This window comes from Stakelama marina, from assembly GCF_018122655.1.
Classification (GTDB): domain Bacteria; phylum Pseudomonadota; class Alphaproteobacteria; order Sphingomonadales; family Sphingomonadaceae; genus Sphingomonas; species Sphingomonas marina.
In genome coordinates this window covers 590311-607124 of record NZ_JAGRQC010000001.1, presented here as the reverse complement: position 1 = coordinate 607124, position 16814 = coordinate 590311, and the positions used below count along the sequence as shown (strand labels likewise).

The 16814-nt window shown below is 63.3% G+C and carries 13 protein-coding genes; 4 read left to right on the top strand and 9 right to left on the bottom strand.

The features are described 5' to 3' along the window. Position 1: 1 nt before the first annotated feature. From J7S20_RS02830 to J7S20_RS02820, 3 genes are all read left to right on the top strand, one after another. Positions 2-1189, top strand: coding sequence for an acyl-CoA dehydrogenase family protein (locus J7S20_RS02830; protein WP_284052713.1), 1188 nt, complete (start codon positions 2-4; stop codon positions 1187-1189). Positions 1190-1336: 147 nt separating this feature from the next. Further along, complete coding sequence (locus J7S20_RS02825; protein ID WP_284052712.1) at positions 1337-2464, top strand: acyl-CoA dehydrogenase family protein; 1128 nt, start codon at positions 1337-1339, stop codon at positions 2462-2464. After that, complete coding sequence (locus J7S20_RS02820) at positions 2464-3357, top strand: acyl-CoA thioesterase (RefSeq protein ID WP_284052711.1); 894 nt, start codon at positions 2464-2466, stop codon at positions 3355-3357. The genes J7S20_RS02825 and J7S20_RS02820 overlap by 1 nt, the downstream gene beginning before the upstream one ends. A 49-nt stretch (positions 3358-3406) precedes the next feature. Here J7S20_RS02820 and J7S20_RS02815 read toward each other — a convergent pair whose 3' ends face one another. The 5 genes from J7S20_RS02815 to J7S20_RS02795 form a co-directional block, all read right to left on the bottom strand. After that, positions 3407-4207 (bottom strand): SDR family NAD(P)-dependent oxidoreductase, encoded by an 801-nt coding sequence (locus J7S20_RS02815; protein ID WP_284052710.1) that lies wholly within the window; start codon positions 4205-4207, stop codon positions 3407-3409. An 11-nt stretch (positions 4208-4218) separates the two neighbouring features. Beyond that, positions 4219-4983: an SDR family NAD(P)-dependent oxidoreductase gene (locus tag J7S20_RS02810; protein WP_284052709.1), complete on the bottom strand. Its 765-nt coding sequence runs from the start codon at positions 4981-4983 to the stop codon at positions 4219-4221. 22 nt (positions 4984-5005) lie between these two features. Next, positions 5006-5989 (bottom strand): phosphotransferase family protein, encoded by a 984-nt coding sequence (locus tag J7S20_RS02805; protein WP_284053384.1) that lies wholly within the window; start codon positions 5987-5989, stop codon positions 5006-5008. Positions 5990-6033: 44 nt separating this feature from the next. Next, positions 6034-7119, bottom strand: a complete 1086-nt coding sequence (locus J7S20_RS02800; protein ID WP_284052708.1) for a Zn-dependent alcohol dehydrogenase — start codon at positions 7117-7119, stop codon at positions 6034-6036. 105 nt (positions 7120-7224) lie between these two features. Next, positions 7225-8508, bottom strand: coding sequence for an acyl-CoA dehydrogenase family protein (locus J7S20_RS02795; RefSeq protein ID WP_284052707.1), 1284 nt, complete (start codon positions 8506-8508; stop codon positions 7225-7227). 176 nt (positions 8509-8684) lie between these two features. Here J7S20_RS02795 and J7S20_RS02790 point away from each other — a divergent pair, with 176 nt between their 5' ends. Then, complete coding sequence (locus J7S20_RS02790; protein ID WP_284052706.1) at positions 8685-9929, top strand: TetR/AcrR family transcriptional regulator; 1245 nt, start codon at positions 8685-8687, stop codon at positions 9927-9929. Between the two features lie 5 nt (positions 9930-9934). Here J7S20_RS02790 and J7S20_RS02785 read toward each other — a convergent pair whose 3' ends face one another. The 4 genes from J7S20_RS02785 to J7S20_RS02770 form a co-directional block, all read right to left on the bottom strand. Then, positions 9935-11233 carry a spinster family MFS transporter gene (locus J7S20_RS02785; protein ID WP_284052705.1) on the bottom strand — a complete coding sequence of 433 codons (1299 nt, stop codon included), beginning with the start codon at positions 11231-11233 and terminating at the stop codon, positions 9935-9937. Between the two features lie 71 nt (positions 11234-11304). Further along, positions 11305-14088 (bottom strand): TonB-dependent receptor, encoded by a 2784-nt coding sequence (locus tag J7S20_RS02780; protein WP_284052704.1) that lies wholly within the window; start codon positions 14086-14088, stop codon positions 11305-11307. A 228-nt stretch (positions 14089-14316) separates the two neighbouring features. Continuing rightward, positions 14317-15390 carry an acyl-CoA dehydrogenase family protein gene (locus J7S20_RS02775; protein ID WP_284052703.1) on the bottom strand — a complete coding sequence of 358 codons (1074 nt, stop codon included), beginning with the start codon at positions 15388-15390 and terminating at the stop codon, positions 14317-14319. 97 nt (positions 15391-15487) lie between these two features. Further along, positions 15488-16705, bottom strand: coding sequence for an acyl-CoA dehydrogenase family protein (locus J7S20_RS02770; protein WP_284052702.1), 1218 nt, complete (start codon positions 16703-16705; stop codon positions 15488-15490). Positions 16706-16814 lie beyond the last annotated feature (109 nt).

Sequence of the window (16814 nt, the reverse complement as noted above, 5' to 3'; positions counted from 1 at the left end):
CATGTCCGACCTTGAAACCTTTCGCGCCGAAACGCGGGCCTGGCTCGAAGAAAACGTCCCCGCCTCGATGCGCGAACCCGTGCGCAGCGAAGCCGACGTCAACTGGGGCGGCCGCCGCGCCGACTATTCGAAGAACCCCGACCAGAAGCTCTACATGGAGCGCATGGCGACACGCGGCTGGACGGTGCCAGACTGGCCGAAGGAATATGGCGGCGGTGGCCTGAGCCCGGCCGAAACCAAGATACTTCGCGAGGAAATGCGGCGCATCAACGCCCGCAATCCGCTCAACAGCTTCGGCATCTCAATGCTTGGCCCGGCGCTCCTCAAATACGGCACCGAAGAGCAGAAGCTCGAACATCTGCCGAAGATCGCGCGCGGCGAAATCCGTTGGTGCCAAGGCTATTCGGAGCCCGGCGCCGGGTCCGACCTCGCCGGATTGCAGACCTGGGCCGAGGATGCGGGCGATCATTACATCGTCAACGGCCAGAAGGTCTGGACGAGCTATGCCGACAAGGCCGACTGGATTTTCTGCCTCGTCCGCACGTCGAAGGAATCGAAACAGGGCGGCATCAGCTTCGTGCTGTTCGACATGGAATCGGACGGCGTCTCGACCAAGCCGATCCTGCTCATCTCCGGCTATTCGCCGTTCTGCGAGACCTTTTTCGACGATGTGAAAGTACCCAAGGCAAACCGCATCCATGATGAGAACAAGGGTTGGGACGTCGCCAAATATCTGCTCGGCCACGAACGCGAGATGATCTCGGGCATGGGGCTTTCGACCAGCAGCGGCAATCCGCTGATCGACGGCGCGATCGCGACCGTCGGGCTCGATAAGGACGGTCGACTCGCCGACCCTATCCTGCGCGCCCAGCTTGCGCTGTTCGAGGTTCGCGCCAAGGCCTTCACGGCGATGTCGGAGCGCTTCATCGACGAGCTGAAGGCAGGCCGCGCGCATCCCGCGCAACCGAGCATGATGAAATATTACGGCACCGAACTGAACAAGAGCCGCAACGAACTGGCGATGGCCGCAGGCGGCTCCGACGCGCTCGACTGGGACAGCGAACAGTCGAACGGCGGCGCCGCCTCACGCGCATGGCTGCGGTCGAAGGGCAATTCGATTGAGGGCGGCACCAGCGAAATCCAGCTCAATATCATCGCCAAGCGGATATTGGAGTTGCCTTCAACCTAACGGTCGTTCCTGCGCAGGCAGGGACCCATGACTGTTTCCCGCAAAGGACCGACGCCAACAACAATCGCCACCGCCAAGTTCAGCCAAAGTGGCCCATGGCCGAAGCGATAGCCCCCCTGCCTCCGCAGGGGCGACGGAGAGAATGGAATGCCCCTCTACCTCAACGACGAACAGACGATGCTCGCCGACACCGCGAAGGATTTCGTCGCCGAACACGCGCCCGTAAAACACCTTCGCGAGCTTCGCGATGCTGGTGATTCCACCGGGTTCAGCCGCGATCTGTGGAAGCAATTCGCCGAAATGGGCTTTACCGGCATCCTGATCCCCGAAACCGATGGCGGGCTGGGACTGGGTAATGTGGAAGCGGGCGTGGTGCTCGAGGAGATCGGCCGCAACCTGTCGCCCTCCCCGTTCCTTTCGACAGCGGTCGCGGCGGTCGAGGCGCTGAAGCACTCGCCCCAGCGTGATCGCTGGTTTCCGGGCATCGTCTCAGGCGAAACCGTCGCCGCCATCGCCATCGACGAAAAGGCCAAACACGGCACCGGCATCGCGATGAAAGCGGAACGCTCGGGCAACGGATTCAGGCTGACGGGGAGCAAGCAATTCGTCACCCACGGTCATGTCGCCGACCTGGTTCTCGTCGCCGCGCGCACCGCCGGATCAGCCGACGACAAGGACGGCATCACTCTTTTCGCGGTCCCGAAGGATGCCGCCAACATGACCGCCGACCCGCGTCGGCTGGCCGATTCCAGCCTCGCCTCTCATCTGGCGTTTGACGGCGTGGAAGTCGATGCCGACGCAGTCATCGGTGAGGTCGACCAGGGTGCCGGCCCGCTTCGCGCTTTGCTGTCGGCCGGTCGCACGGGCGCATCGGCCGAAATGCTCGGCGTGGGCGGCGGCGCGATGGACATGACCTTCGACTATCTGAAGGAACGCAAGCAGTTCGGCGCCCATCTCGGCAGTTTTCAGGCGCTCCAGCACCGCGCAGCGCATCTCTATTCGGAAATGGAGGTGGCGCGCGCCGCCGTCCTTAAGGCGCAGCAACTGCTCGATGCCGGGTCGGAAGAAGCCGAAGGCGCGGTCTCGGTGGCCAAGGCGATGACCGGCCTCGCCACCACGCTGGCGGTGCAGGAAGGCGTGCAGATGCACGGCGGCATCGGCATGACCGACGAATATGACATCGGTTTCTATATGAAGCGCGCGCGCGTACTTGCCGAAATGTTCGGCGATGCCAATTATCACGCCGACCAACTCGCCCGCGCAGCAGGATATTGATGGAAGACACAAACTCGAGACCCGCCACCCCCGAAGCGCTCACCAAACAGCTCGTCGAGCTGCTCGATGTCGAGGAGGTCGATACCGACCTCTATCGCGGAGCTCGCCAGCCGGGCGGCGTCGGCCGCGTGTTCGGCGGACAGGTGATCGCGCAGGCGCTCCAGGCCGCGCAGCGCTCGACCGACGAGCATGGCAAGGTCGCGCACTCTCTCCACGCCTACTTCATGCGGCCGGGCAACGAAGACTATCCGATCATCTACCGCGTCGTTCGCGACTTCGAAGGGCGCAGCTTCGCGACGCGCCGCGTGATCGCGATGCAGCGCGGCAAGCCGATCCTCAATATGGCCGCATCGTTTCAGGCACCCGAAGACGGGCTGCACCATCAGGATGCGATGCCCGATGTTCCGGGCCCGGACGACCTGCGGTCCGAAAGCGAATTGCGCGCGGAAATAGAGGATCAGGTGCCGGAAAAGATGCGCGCCTTCTTCCTGCGCCCGAGGCCGATCGAGATTCGCCCGGTAAACCCGCGCAACTGGTTCTCTCCGAAAAAGGGGCCGCCGGTTCAGCATAGCTGGTTCCGCGTCTCCTCGGCGCTACCCGACGACGCCGCGATGCACCGCGCGATGCTCGCCTATGCCTCCGACATGTCGCTGCTCGGCACGGCCATGATCCCGCACGGGGTCAACTGGATGACCAACAGGATGCAGAATGCCAGCCTGGACCACGCATTATGGCTTCACGAACCGTTCCGCGCCGACGAATGGCTGCTATACGCCTGCGACAGCCCATGGTCGGGCCATGCCCGCGGTTTCAACCGCGGCCGCATCTTTTCGCAAGACGGAAAGCTGGTTGCGGACGTTGCGCAAGAAGGGCTAATCCGCCTTCGCGAATAGCGCTGTTTGGCGTTCGTGTTTGCCTCGACCCAACCCAAGCCGAGGTTCGCTAAACCGCGGTCTTGCCATATTCCTGCCGCGTGACCGGATGACTGGACGAAAGCCCGCCATCGACCGCGATAGCCTGTCCATTGACATAGCTCGCCGCGTCCGATGCGAGGAACGCTACCACCTCGGCCAGTTCCTCCGGCTGCCCGGCGCGGCGCAGGGGATTGAGCCTCCCCACCCGATCCATTTTTCCGGCATCGCGCGCATAGTCGAACGTTGGCTTGGTCATGCCGGTTTCGGTCAGCCCCGGGCAAACCGCGTTCACCCGAACGTTCGATCCCGAAAGCTGTTGCGCGGCGACCTGCGCCAGGTTGATGACGCCGGCCTTCGACGCCGAATAGGCCGGCGATCCCGCACCGGAACGGATGCCGGCGACACTCGCCGTCAGCACGATCGCACCGCCGCCGCGCTCGACTATCTTCGGTGCGGCGTGCTTGATCGCGAGAAACGGGCCGACCAGATTGACCCTCAGGACTTCGGTCAGCAGCTCGACGGACGTATCGAGGATATTCGCCAGCCCGCCGGAAATGCCGGCATTGGCGAACATGATATCGATGCCGCCGAATTTCTCGACGGCGAGCGCCACCGTCCGTTCGACATCGCTTTCGACACCCGCGTCGATCTGGGTGGCTACCGCCTTGCCACCGGCCGCCGTGACAATATCCGCCGTTTCCGCCGCGCCCTCGGTCTTGTCGGCGCAGATGACCCGGCCGCCCTCCGCCGCGAAGAGTTTCGCCGCAGCACGCCCGATCCCCGATCCGGCGCCCGTGACGATGATCGACTTTCCTTCGAAACGCATCATCGGCCCCTTCCTCAGATCGTCGCGCCGCCATCGACGACGACAGCTTGTCCGGTCATGTAGCTGCTCGCCGGCGAAGCGAGGAACACGACCGCGCCCGCAATCTCTTCGGGCTGGCCGATCCGGCGCATGGGCAGCGTCTTGTTCACCGCCTTTTCGCGCTCGGGGTCTTCCCACAAAGCACGGGCGAAGTCGGTCTTGATGAGCCCCGGCGCGATGCAGTTCACGCGGACATTATCCTTGCCATATTCGACGGCATAGTTGCGCGCGAGCTGGAAGTCCGCCGCCTTGGAAACATTATACGCTCCGATCACCGGTGAACCGCGAAGCCCGCCGATCGAGGAAACGATGATGATCGATCCATCGCCGCGCTCGCGCATTTCGGGGGCGACCATCTGGATCAGCCAGTGGTTGGACACGATGTTGTTGTCGAGGATCTTGCGGAATTGCTCGTCCTCGATTCCCGCCATCGGTCCGTAATAGGGGTTCGATGCGGCATTGCAGACGAGGATGTCGACCTGCCCCCATTCGCGCCGCGCCGTGTCGACGAGATTCTGAAGCGCCGCCTTGTCGGAAATATTGGCCGCCACCGCGATCGCGCTGCCCTCGCCGCACCGAGCGTTGATTTCGGCGGCTGCCTCGTCGCAGGCCTCCTGCTTGCGGCTCGAAATCACGACCTTCGCGCCCTGTTCGGCAAGCGCCATCGCCGACGCCTTGCCGATGCCGCGCGACGATCCGGTGATGATGGCAACCTTGCCGCCTAAATCGAACAGTCCCATTCACGCTCTCCCGTCGTTTTTTTCAGCCTGCTCCGGCCTTTTTCGCAAACTCCCACGCGGCCTCGGCAAGCCCCGGCACACGCGCCGCGGTCGCCTCCGCCTTGGCGTTCGAGGCATTGCCGTCGAGCCAGCGCTTCTTGATCCCCTGAACGATCCCCATCAGGCGAAACAGATTGTACGAAAAATACCAGTTGAGATCGGGCACACCGTCACGCCCGGTCTTTTCGCAATAGCGTTCGGTGACCGCTTCCAGCGTCGGAATGCCGGTCTCCGGCCCGGTACGGCCCATCACGCCCGAACGCCCCTCCGGCTCGGTCACCCAGTTCATTGCGAAATACGCGAAATCGGCCAGCGGATCGCCCAGCGTCGACAATTCCCAATCGAGCACCGCCAGAATCCGTGGCTCCTGCGCGGCGAAGATCATGTTGTCGATGCGGTAATCGCCGTGGACGATCGAAGTGCGGTCCTGCTTCGGAACCGTGCGGGGCAGGAACTCGATCAGCTTTTCAGCAGCCTCGATATCGTCGGTCTGGCTGGCACGATATTGCTTCGTCCAGCGACCTACCTGGCGCTCGAAATAGTTGCCCGGCTTGCCATAGCTGCCCAGCCCGACCGCTTCGTAGTCGATGGCGTGCAAATCGGCGAGCGTATCGACCATCGCATGATAATGCGCGGTCCGCTCGGGCGGAGTCAGGTCGGGCAGCGTCCCGTCCCACAGCGTCCGCCCCTCGACCATCTCCATGATGTAAAAGGGCGCGCCGATAATGGTGTCGTCCTCGCACAGGCCATAGGGTCGCGCGACCGGAAAGCCTGTCGGATGGAGCGCGTCGATCAGACGATATTCGCGGTCGACGGCATGCGCTGACGGAAGGATCGGCCCGAACGGCTTGCGCCGCAGGACATAGGCGCCGCTCGCCGCATCGATGCGATAGGTCGGGTTGCTCTGTCCGCCCGCAAACTTTTCATAGGTCAGCGGCCCTTCGAACCCCGCGACATGCTCGCGCATCCAGTCGGTGAGTTTTTCCGCATCCAGATCCTGCACCGTCTCGCTCACGAGAAGTCGATCACGGAGCGCACCGTGCTCCCCTCGCGCAGCTTGTCGAAGGCGCTGTTGATGTCTTCGAGCCGGATCGTTTCGGCGACCATCGTGTCGAGGTCGAGCTTCCCGTCGAGATACATCTGCACCAGTCGCGGCATGTCGGTCGGGAATTGCGTCGATCCCAGCAGCGAGCCCTGCATCTTCTTGCCCGTCAGAAAGGTCGGCCCGGGAATGCTCACGCTGTTACCCGGCGCGATCATGCCGAGGATCGTTGCCGTGCCCCCGCGCCGCAGGATATTCCACGCGAGTTCGGCCGTATTGGGGCGCCCGACCGCCTCGATGGCGTAATGCACGCCGCCTTCGGTCAGGCCCAGCACCTGCTTGACCAGATCATCGGCGGCGGCATCGAAGCTGTGCGTCGCGCCCATCTTCTCGGCAAGCGCGCGCTTCTCGGGCACCGGATCGATCGCGATGATCTGTCCCGCACCGGCAATCTTCGCGGCGTTGATCGCCGACAGGCCGATCCCGCCCGCCCCGATCACCGCGACGCTTTCGCCCGGCTTCACCTTGCTGTCGTTGAACACCGACCCCGCTCCGGTGATGACCGCGCAGCCGAGCAGCGCCGCCCGGTCGAGCGGCATCTCCTTCGAAATCGCGACGCACGCGTTTTCGTGGACCAGCATCATCTCGGAAAAGGCCGAGAGGTTCAGGAACTGCGCGACGGGCGTGCCATCGGCAAGCGCGATGCGCGGTTCGGCCTCCTTGGGCCTGCGCGTGGACGGATTGACGCACAGCGAAGGCCGCCCGGTTACGCACATCTCGCAACTGCCGCAGAACACCGTGAAAAAGGTGATGACATGATCGCCGACCTTCAGATTGGCGACATCGCTGCCCACCGCTTCGACCACACCCGCCGCCTCATGGCCCGGGACGGTCGGGACCGGATGCGGAAACGCGCCATCGACGAAATGCAGGTCCGACCGACACACGCCGCAGGCAACGGTGCGGATCAGCACCTCGCGCGGCGCGGGATCGGACAGCCGGATATCCTCGATCGTCAGCGGCTGCTTGGCCTCGTGCAATATGGCTGCCTTCAACGCTTCTCTCTCCTCTCGTCGGCCCTGCGCAGGCAGGGGCCTGTCGCTTTCCGTCGTGTCCCCCTCGCCAGCGTCATGGACTCCCGCTTCCGCAGGAGCGATGGATCAGCGCGACGCCGCCATCTGTCCGCTATCCGGCCGATCCGCCTTGAACTCCGCGTATTTGCCGAACTCGGAACGCGCGATCGCGCGGTTATGGACCTCGTCGGGACCATCGGCAAAGCGCAGCGTCCGCATGCTCGCCCAGGCGCTCGCCAGTCCGAAATCACCCGACACGCCGGCGCCGCCATGCGCCTGGATCGCATCGTCGAGAATCTGCAGCGCCATCATCGGCGCCTGCACCTTGATCATCGCGATCTCGTCCTTGGCCGCCTTGTTGCCGGCCTTGTCCATCATGTCGGCGGCCTTGAGGCAGAGCAGCCGCGTCATCTCTATATCGATGCGCGCGCGGGCGATGCGCTGTTCCCATACCGAATGATCGGAAATGCGCTTTCCGAACGCGATACGCGACACCAGTCGCTTCGCCATCGCCTCGATCGCGGTCTCGGCCACGCCGATCGTCCGCATGCAGTGATGGATCCGCCCCGGGCCGAGCCGCCCCTGCGCGATTTCAAAACCGCGCCCCTCGCCAAGGATAACATTTTCCACCGGCACGCGGACATCCTTCAGCACCACCTCGCCGTGACCGTGCGGCGCGTGGTCATAGCCATAGACGCTCAGCATCCGTTCGATCGTCACCCCCGGGGTGCCGAGCGGAACCAGGATCTGCGATTGCTGGGCGTGGCGCGCGGCGTCGGGATTGGTCTTGCCCATCACGATCGCGATCTTGCAACGCGGATCGCCGGTACCGCTCGACCACCATTTGCGCCCGTTGATGACATAATGGTCGCCATCGCGGACCATCGACGTTTCGATATTGGTCGCATCCGACGAAGCCACGGCGGGCTCGGTCATCAGGAAGGCGGAACGGATTTCGCCTTCCATCAGCGGCTTGAGCCAACGGTCCTTCTGGTCGCGCGTGCCATAGCGGTGGAGCACCTCCATGTTGCCGGTGTCGGGCGCCGAACAGTTGAAGCATTCGCTCGCCCAGCCGATCTTGCCCATCTCCTCGGCGCACAGCGCATATTCGAGGTTGGTGAGTTGTTCGCCTTCAAACTCGAAGCTGTCGTCGACATGCTGCTGGCCCGAATGCGGCGGCATGAAGAGGTTCCACAGCCCCTCCTGCTTGGCGATCGCCTTCACCTCTTCGACGACGGGCACGACCTGCCAGCGATCGCCCTCGCGCACCTGCGCCAAATATTCCTTCTGGCGCGGTCGGACATGCTTGTCGATAAAGGCCTTCACCCGGTCCCGAAAATAGGTTTCGCGCTCGGTAAGGGTAAAGTCCATCGCCACTCTCCATCGCTGACCGTTATCGGCCGTTTGCCCATCGCTTAAACCGTACCCGTTTTTCGGTAAAGCCATATCGGGCATCTTTTTGCGTCGCGGCGACGGAGCGAAACCCTAGCGCTTCGCGATATGCAAAAAATGCTGTCGCTTCGAACCCGATTTGCTAAACAGGTGGAATGAGTGGAGCGGATGCTGCCGCGGGGGCGGCGGAAAAGGGGACGAAGCGTTTTCAGGCGAAGCGGGATTCGATCCTCGCCGCAGCCGCGGACGCGATCAACGAGCAGAGCGCGAAGGGCATGACCTTCGCCGACGTCGCACGGCGCGTCGGGCTCAACACCACGAGCGTTACCTATTATTTCAAACGCAAGGAAGACCTTGCGGCGGCGTGTTTCGACTACACGCTCAACTATCTTCAGGCGATGCTCGACGAGGCGATGGAGGAACCCACGCCCGAGGCGCGCGTCGACAAGCTGCTGTCGATCAACATCGCGCGGCTCGCCCGCATCGAACGCGGCGACGAAACCGCCTATGCCGTGCTGTCCGACCTTCGCGCCATGGAGGGCGAGGTCAAGATCGAGCTGCTGCGCAAATGGCAGAAGGTCTTCCGCTCGACCCGCCAGCTATGGGGTGAGGAAAAGTCCCGCGAGCACAAGGATCTGCTCGGCGCGAGGGCACACGTCCTGCTGGAAAACATCTTCTGGCTTGCGGCATGGCTCGATCGCTACTCGCTCGACCAATATGACCGGGTCGAGGCGCGGCTTATGGAGGTATTTCGCTACGGCGTCGCGGTCGACGGCGCACGGTGGCAGCCCCGGCTGCTCGATGTCGCCTATAAAGAGCCGGAACCGGGCCGCGAATCGTTTCTCGTCGCGGCGACGCGCCTCATCAACGAACTCGGTTATCGCGGCGCGTCGGTGCAGAAGATCGCGTCCGAACTAAACGTTACCAAGGGCAGCTTCTACCATCATCTCGATGCCAAGGACGATCTGGTAATCGAATGCTACAAGCGCAGCTTCGACACGATTACCGAAGCGCAGCGAGAGGCCGACGCCGGCGGCGGAACGCACTGGCAGCGCCTGTCGAGCATGATCGCGACGCTGCTTGACGTACAGTTTTCCGAACACGGACCACTGCTGCGCACGACCGCGCTTTCGGGGCTTCCGCCGCGCGCGCGACAGGTGATGATCGACCGTTCGAACCGCATCGCGCGCCGCTTTGCCGGAACGATCAGCGACGGCATCGCCGAACAGTCAATCCGTCCGGTCGATCCGCTGATTGCATCACAGGCGCTGATGGCCGCGCAGAACGCTGCATTCGACCTGCGCAAATGGGCGTCGACCATGCCGAGGGAGCGCGCAATCGCCTATTACGGATCGACGATCGCCTTCGGAATGTTCGACGACCGCATTCTCGATTTCTGATGGGATCAGCGGACAGCCGTTCCGGCGTGGCGCTTGAGCAGCGTGGCAGCGCGCCAGTAGTGGAAGATCGCCCAGGGCGTAACCGCCGCGAAGATCAGCATGGCATAGCGCAGCGAATCCTCGCCCATCTGTGGCCGTAGCGCATCGCTGATGATGCCGACCAGCGTCGGCCCGAGGCCGAGGCCGATCAGATTGATGACGAGCAGCGTGATCGCCGCCCACAATGCGCGCAGCCGGACCGGCGCCAGCCCCTGGATCAGCGCGAAGGTGGGGCCGAGATAGCTATTGGCGAGCAACACCGAGGCGAAATAGCTGGCAACCGCGATCACAGGATCGCCGATCAGGTAGAATCCGGCGAGAAAGGGCAGCGCCAGCAGCTTCAACACCGCGACCATCGAACTCTGTGCATGAAGCCCGCGCGTGCGCGCCAACCGGTCGGCCAGCTTGCCGCCGCCCACCGCAGAAATGGTTCCGCAGATTCCGCCGATAGGCGCGACATATAACGCAATCTGCAACACCGTGATGTCGAGCGAGCGCTGCATGAAGCTCGGCCCCCAGGCGGTGAGCCCATAACCGATCATCGATGTCAGGGTGACGCCGATCACCAGATGCACCGCAGGCGCATTTCGCCCGAGCGATGCGAAGCCCGCGAGCAGGCCCGGCATCGTATCCTGATCATTCTCGACCACGCGGTCGGGGTCCGAAAGCCCGCGTCGCGGCTCGATCACGAAAAAATACACCGCCAACGCCAGGATAAGCCCGGGCACGCCAACGGCGAACATCGCCGCACGCCAGCCATAGAAACTGGCGACCGTTCCGCCGACGATCGTCCCGATCGACGCGCCCAGCACGACGCCGAGCGAATATATCCCCATCGCACCCGCTCGTTTTTCGGGCGGATAGAGGTCGGCGATGATCGAATGGCTGGGCGGCGACGATCCCGCCTCGCCGACCCCCACGCCGATCCGCGCGGCGAGCAGATGTCCGAAATTGAGCGCAAGTCCACCCGCCGCGGTCATCGCGCTCCAGATCGCCAGCGCGGCAGTGATGATGTTCTTGCGATTGAAACGGTCGGCAAGCCGCGCGACCGGGATGCCGAGCGTCGCGTAAAACAGCGCGAAGGCGAAGCCCGCGAGAATGCCGAGCTGCGTATCGCTCAGCTGAAGATCGTGTTTTATCAGCTCCTGCAGGATCGCCAGGATCTGACGGTCCATATAGCTGAAGAAATAGGTGAGCGTCAGCAGCGCGAGCGTCAGTCCGCGCCGCCGCATCGCGAGCGCATCGCGATCGGCCGCCCCGGCCATATGCTGGTCAGCAGGCCCGGCGTTCCCGTGCCGGGCGGACGACCGATTATCGGCCGCCCGCCCCGCCAGGGTCAGAACTTGCCCCGCAGCGTGATACCGTAGGTCCGCGGTTCGGCAAGGAAGGCCGAATAGGTCTGTTGCGGCGCTATGAAGGACGTGTTGAACGCGACCTGCGTATATTGGGTGTTGGTCAGGTTCTGCGCCCAACCCTCGATCGCCCAGCGCTGGTCAGGCCCGCGAATACCGATACGCGCGTTCACAAGGACATATCCGTCCTGTTCCTTGCCGTAGAGCAGATCGGAACCGGTGTTGTAATCGCTCGTCATCCGGGCGTTGACGTAGAACAGCCCGGACAGACCCGAATTGCCAAGCGGCGGGGTGTAGGACATCGACGCCGTGCCCGTAATCTCCGGCGCGTTCGACAGATTGTCGCCGGGCAGCAGGCGCAGCGCCGGATCGAGCGGCGTACCGTTGTCGTTGCCGATCAGATTGTGACGATACCGCGTGTCGGCATAGGTGATCGCCATCGTCATGTTGAGATAGCGAACCGGATCGAGCGACGTCTGGAGTTCGACACCCTGCGCGATCACACCGGCCTGCACATTGTCGGGCGAACACGCCCCGGTAGTCCCGCTGGCGTCCATGTCGGCACCGTTCAGATCGCTCGAGCAGGAATTGATGTTCTGCACGAGGAAGACCGAACCGTTGAACGTGTTGAGCTGGAAATTCTTGAACTCCTGACGGTACGCAGCGATGCTTGCCGAGAATTTCCGCGTGGCGTATTTCGCGCCGATCTCGAACGCGTTGACTGTTTCCGCGCCGAACTGAAGATTCGCGGTGCTACCCGCCGCGATCGGTCCGACCAGGATGCCGACCGGGCTGGTTCCGGTCAGGGCCGAACGGTCGAGGTTGAAACCGCCTGCCTTATATCCGTGCGAATAGCTGGCGTAGACCATCAAATCGTCGATCGGCTTGTAGGAGACGATCGCGGTGCCGGTAAACTCGTCGTCGCTGCGCTTGTCGTTCAACGTGACGCCGTTGAGTTCGGCGGTGGAATTGCCTTGGCATGACAGGGTGATGATCCCTGCAGCCAGCGCCGACGCCCCCGTGGCGAGCAGCGGCGACAGCAAGGCCCGGTTGGCGGGGCAGATCGTGTTGTCGTTCTGAAACGCGGCGTCAAACTTCTTCGTCTCGTGGGTGTAGCGAAGGCCGAGCGTCACATCGAGCTTGTCAGTGACGTGAATGATATTGTGCGTGAACCCGGCGAAGCTCTCACTCTTCTGGTTATAGACGTCGACAACACTGCCCATGTCGTTGAGCTGCGCCAGATTGTCGAGCCCGGCGACGATCAGCGCTCCCGCGCCGCCCAGTGGCGTGAGCCCGCTATTCAGCGCGGCTCGCGTTCCGCTGCCCAGACAACCTGTGTTCCCGGGATTAACAGCCGAATCACCGAAGCCAGCAGCCGCAAGGCCGAGCGTCACCCGGCAGGGCGCAAAGGCACCATATTGCGACCCAAAGCGCAGATTGTCGCGAACCTGCAGATCCTCATTGGCGTAGAAGGCGCCGACCAGCCAGTCGAGCTTGTTGTCGAGCAGCGACCCGTTGAAGCGCACTTCCTGCGTGAAGGTCTTGAACGCGCGCGCACCGGCATTTTCGTTCGGCGCGCGGTAGAGAATATCGACGCCGGTATAGTCGGTATCCGAACCCTGATAGTTCGAATATTCGCGGTAACCGGTGATCGACGTCATCTTGATGTCGCTGAACTGGTAATCGGCCTGCAACGAAACGCCGTAATCCTCGGTCTGTCCCTCATAGGAGCGTCCCGGGCTCAGATAGAGCGTGCGGTCGAACGTACTCTGGTTGAGTGCGCGCGGGTCCTGTCCCAGCGCGAGCAGGACCGGAATGATCGGATTCTGCGTGCTGGTAAGCGCAGGCGCGCCCGGCAGCGGCCGCGCATAGGAATCGAGACCGGGGCTGACGCGCGCGAGCGGCGCGAATTCGGGCTGTACGAAGGTCGCCGCGCAGCACGCCTCGTTCTTTTTCGAATAGTCGCCGATCAGGCGCAGGCTGAGGTCCGAATTGGGCTCGTAGAGCAACTGCCCGCGGACGAGATAGCGATCCTTGTTGTTGATCCGCGTATCGTTGACCGCATCGTAATAAAAACCGTCGCGCTTCACATAAACGCCGTCCACACGCGCCGCGAGCGTCTGGCCGAGCGGGGCATTCACACCGCCTTCGACGCGGATGTGATCGTAATTGCCGTAGGTGAAGGCGCCATAGCCCGAAAATTTGAACTCGGGCGGCGCGGTATAGATGCTGATAAGGCCGGCCGAAGAGTTGCGCCCGCCCAGCGTTCCCTGCGGACCGCGCAGAATCTCGACGCGCTCGATCGGCCCGAGCTCGCCAAGCGCGTTGCCGCTGCGCGAGCGATAAACACCGTCGATGAACACCGCGACGGAGCTTTCCAGCCCGGGATTGTCCCCCACGGTGCCGATGCCGCGGATACGCGCCGAACCGTTCGCCTCGTTACCGGTCGAGGACACCAGCAGCGACGGAGCGACCTGGTTCAGCTCGCGAATGTCGCTCGTGCCCGACTTTTCGAGCGTGGCGGAGGAAACCGCCGAAATGGCGACGGGAACGTCGGCGAGCACCTGGGCGCGACCCTGTGCCGTGACGACGATTTCATCATTTGCCTGAACATCGGCCTCGGTCGTGGCCGGGCTCGCTTCCGGGGCGGGCGTTTGCGTCTGCTGCCCCGCGGGCTCCGCGGCCTTTTCCGCCGCATGCGCCGGCATCGCCAGCGAAAGACCCAGTACCGGAGCGGCGCAAGCCGCGAGAAGGTGGCGCTTCGTCATATGTCATCCTCCCTGGCGGCTGCACTTATTAGTCTGCATACCGCATCATCGAATAAGACCAGATTTCGATTTTTCGTCAAGTCGGCACATTCTCCATTATGCCGCTTTTTTAGCTGCGTTGCCTTTATGCCATAGTGGCAATCGGCACCCGGAAACCACTCCGTCCAAACTGAAACCGGATTTTCGAAAGCTGCTCGCTTACGCCAGCGTCGCCGCCGGCGCCCGCGATCAGTATCCGCTCAGCCGCGCGAAACGCTCGCGGTGCCAGGCCGCATTGCCCCATATAGTCTCAAGCACCTGCGCACGCTTTATGTAAAAGCCCGCATCATGCTCGTCGGTCATGCCGATGCCGCCATGGAGCTGGATCATCTCGCGGCTGACGAGATGCAGCGTATCGCCCGCCACCGCCTTTGCCAGGCTGACCGACTGTGCGACGTCCGGCCGATCGGCATCGATCGCCTCGAGCGCACCCTCGACCGCCGAGCGCATCATCTCCAGCTCGGTGAACATCTTCGCCATGCGGTGCTGCAGCGCCTGAAAGGTCGATAGTTTCTGGCCGAATTGAACGCGCGTCTTGAGATAGTCGTTGGTCTGCTCGAACGCGCTTTCCGCCATCCCGAGCATTTCGGCGCAGGTGGCCGCCGCCGCGCGGTCGCACACCTTTTGCAGCAGATCATCGCCCCCGTTCGCGAGCTTGTCAGCGGGCGCGCCGTCGAAGGCCACCTGCGCATGGCTGCGCGAATCGGCCATTTTTCGCGTCGCGCGTGCCACACCGGCATCGCCCTCAACGAGATACAGCCCATCCGACGCGGCAACCACGAACAGCTGCGCGCTATCGCCCTCGGCGACGAACTCCTTGGTGCCCGACAGCTTGCCGCCCGAAACGCTCGCCTCGATACGAACGGGATCGAAATTCGGCCCCTCATCGACGGCAACGGTCGCCACGACCTCTCCCGCCGCGATCTTCGGCAACCATTTCGCCTTCTGCTCATCCGAGCCGCCAAGGATGATCGCAGCGGTCGCCGCCGCGGTCGCGCCCAGCGGCGTCGCAACCAGCGTCCGCCCGAGCTGTTCGAGAACCGAGCCGAGCGCCAGATATCCCATGCCCGCACCGCCATGTTCCTCTGGCACCAGGATGCCGGCCCAGCCCATCTGCGCCTGTTCGGACCATGCCGCCGGGTCATATCCTTCGACCGGCGCAGCCGCGCGCATCTTGCGGAACGCGGTCACGGGCGATTCATTGTCCGCCCATTCGCGCGCCATATCGCGCAGCATCGTTTGTTCTTCGGTCAATACGGCCATTATTCCCTCTCCGGACCGATCGTCATGCCGGCGAAAGCCGGCATCTCCCGCCACATTCCCTGCGGCCGGCGACCCCGGCTTTCGCCGGGTGACGAAATTACTGGTGATCGAGCATCCCGAGGATGCGTTTCGCAATGATGTTGTTCTGGATCTCGGTCGACCCGCCATAAATCGACACCGCCTTGCCCCACAGCCAGGTGCGCGTCTGCGCCAGTTCTTCCTCGCTGAAGCCCTCGCCTTCCCAGCCGAGGCCGGCCATGCCCATGATCTCCATGCCCAGCTCGGCACGGTTCTGGGTGATGCGCGCACCCACATTCTTCATGATCGACGACGCCGCCGACGGCCCCTGATTGGCCTTCGCCTCCAGCGCCGCCCTCCGCATCGTCAGCATGAAGGCGCGCGTGTCCATCTCGTGCCGTACGATCCGCATCCGCAGATCGGGGTCGGCGATACGACCCTCGGCATCCTCTCCGCGATATTGCTTGGCGAGCTTGCTCAGCGGCGTTCCGCCGAGCAGCCGGCTTGCCGACCCTCCACCCGACAAGCTGGTCCGCTCATGCTGAAGAAGCCTTTTGCCGATCGTCCAGCCCTGCCCTTCCTCACCGACACGGTCCTTCTTGGGGACCTTCACATCGTTGAAGAAAGTCTCGCAAAAGGGCGATTGGCCGGAGATCAGGCGGATCGGCCGCACCTCCACGCCCGGATCGTTCATATCGATCAGGACGAAGGTGATGCCCTCATGCTTCTTGGTCTTGTCAGTGCGCACCAGCGCGAAACACTTGTCGGCCCATTGCCCACCACTGGTCCAGGTCTTCTGCCCGTTGACGACATAATAGTCGCCCTTGTCCTCGGCGAAGGTCTGAAGGCTCGCAAGGTCCGATCCCGCGCCCGGTTCCGAATAGCCCTGGCACCAGCGCACTTCGCCCTTGGCAATCGCCGGAATGTGCTCGTGCTTCTGCTCTTCGGTGCCATATTCGAGCAGCGTCGGCCCGAACATCATCACGCCCATGCCGCCGATCGGATTCCACGCCCCGATCCGGCCCATTTCCTCCTGCAGCACGCGCGCCTCGGCCCGGCTCAGGCCGCCGCCGCCATATTCCTTCGGCCAGGTCGGAACACCCCAGCCCTTTTCGCCCATCGCCTTTTTCCACGCGACCTCGTCGGCGGTCGGCTCCGAGCCGCCCTCTACCGCCGACATGGCGTTGTCCTTGCCTTTCAGCGACGACGGAAAATTTTTGGCCAGCCATTCCCGCGCCTCAACGCGGAACGCGTCGAGCGGATCGGCGAGCGTCTCTGTATCGGGTGCGGTGGCCATGCCTCTCTCCTGAATTCGGGCGCGTCGGACTGCGCACATCATTTGATTTGAAGATGCGGTATGGCGAAACGCGCGTCAAGCCGGTTCAGCGTTCGTGAAAGACATGCTT

Coding starts and splice junctions, on each gene's coding strand:
- J7S20_RS02830 (WP_284052713.1), top strand. CDS start 2: ATGTCCGACCTTGAAACCTTTCGCGCCGAAACGCGGGCCTGGCTCGAA.
- J7S20_RS02825 (WP_284052712.1), top strand. CDS start 1,337: ATGCCCCTCTACCTCAACGACGAACAGACGATGCTCGCCGACACCGCG.
- J7S20_RS02820 (WP_284052711.1), top strand. CDS start 2,464: ATGGAAGACACAAACTCGAGACCCGCCACCCCCGAAGCGCTCACCAAA.
- J7S20_RS02815 (WP_284052710.1), bottom strand. CDS start 4,207: ATGATGCGTTTCGAAGGAAAGTCGATCATCGTCACGGGCGCCGGATCG.
- J7S20_RS02810 (WP_284052709.1), bottom strand. CDS start 4,983: ATGGGACTGTTCGATTTAGGCGGCAAGGTTGCCATCATCACCGGATCG.
- J7S20_RS02805 (WP_284053384.1), bottom strand. CDS start 5,989: ATGCGCGAGCATGTCGCGGGGTTCGAAGGGCCGCTGACCTATGAAAAG.
- J7S20_RS02795 (WP_284052707.1), bottom strand. CDS start 8,508: ATGGACTTTACCCTTACCGAGCGCGAAACCTATTTTCGGGACCGGGTG.
- J7S20_RS02790 (WP_284052706.1), top strand. CDS start 8,685: ATGAGTGGAGCGGATGCTGCCGCGGGGGCGGCGGAAAAGGGGACGAAG.
- J7S20_RS02785 (WP_284052705.1), bottom strand. CDS start 11,233: ATGGCCGGGGCGGCCGATCGCGATGCGCTCGCGATGCGGCGGCGCGGA.
- J7S20_RS02780 (WP_284052704.1), bottom strand. CDS start 14,088: ATGACGAAGCGCCACCTTCTCGCGGCTTGCGCCGCTCCGGTACTGGGT.
- J7S20_RS02775 (WP_284052703.1), bottom strand. CDS start 15,390: ATGGCCGTATTGACCGAAGAACAAACGATGCTGCGCGATATGGCGCGC.
- J7S20_RS02770 (WP_284052702.1), bottom strand. CDS start 16,705: ATGGCCACCGCACCCGATACAGAGACGCTCGCCGATCCGCTCGACGCG.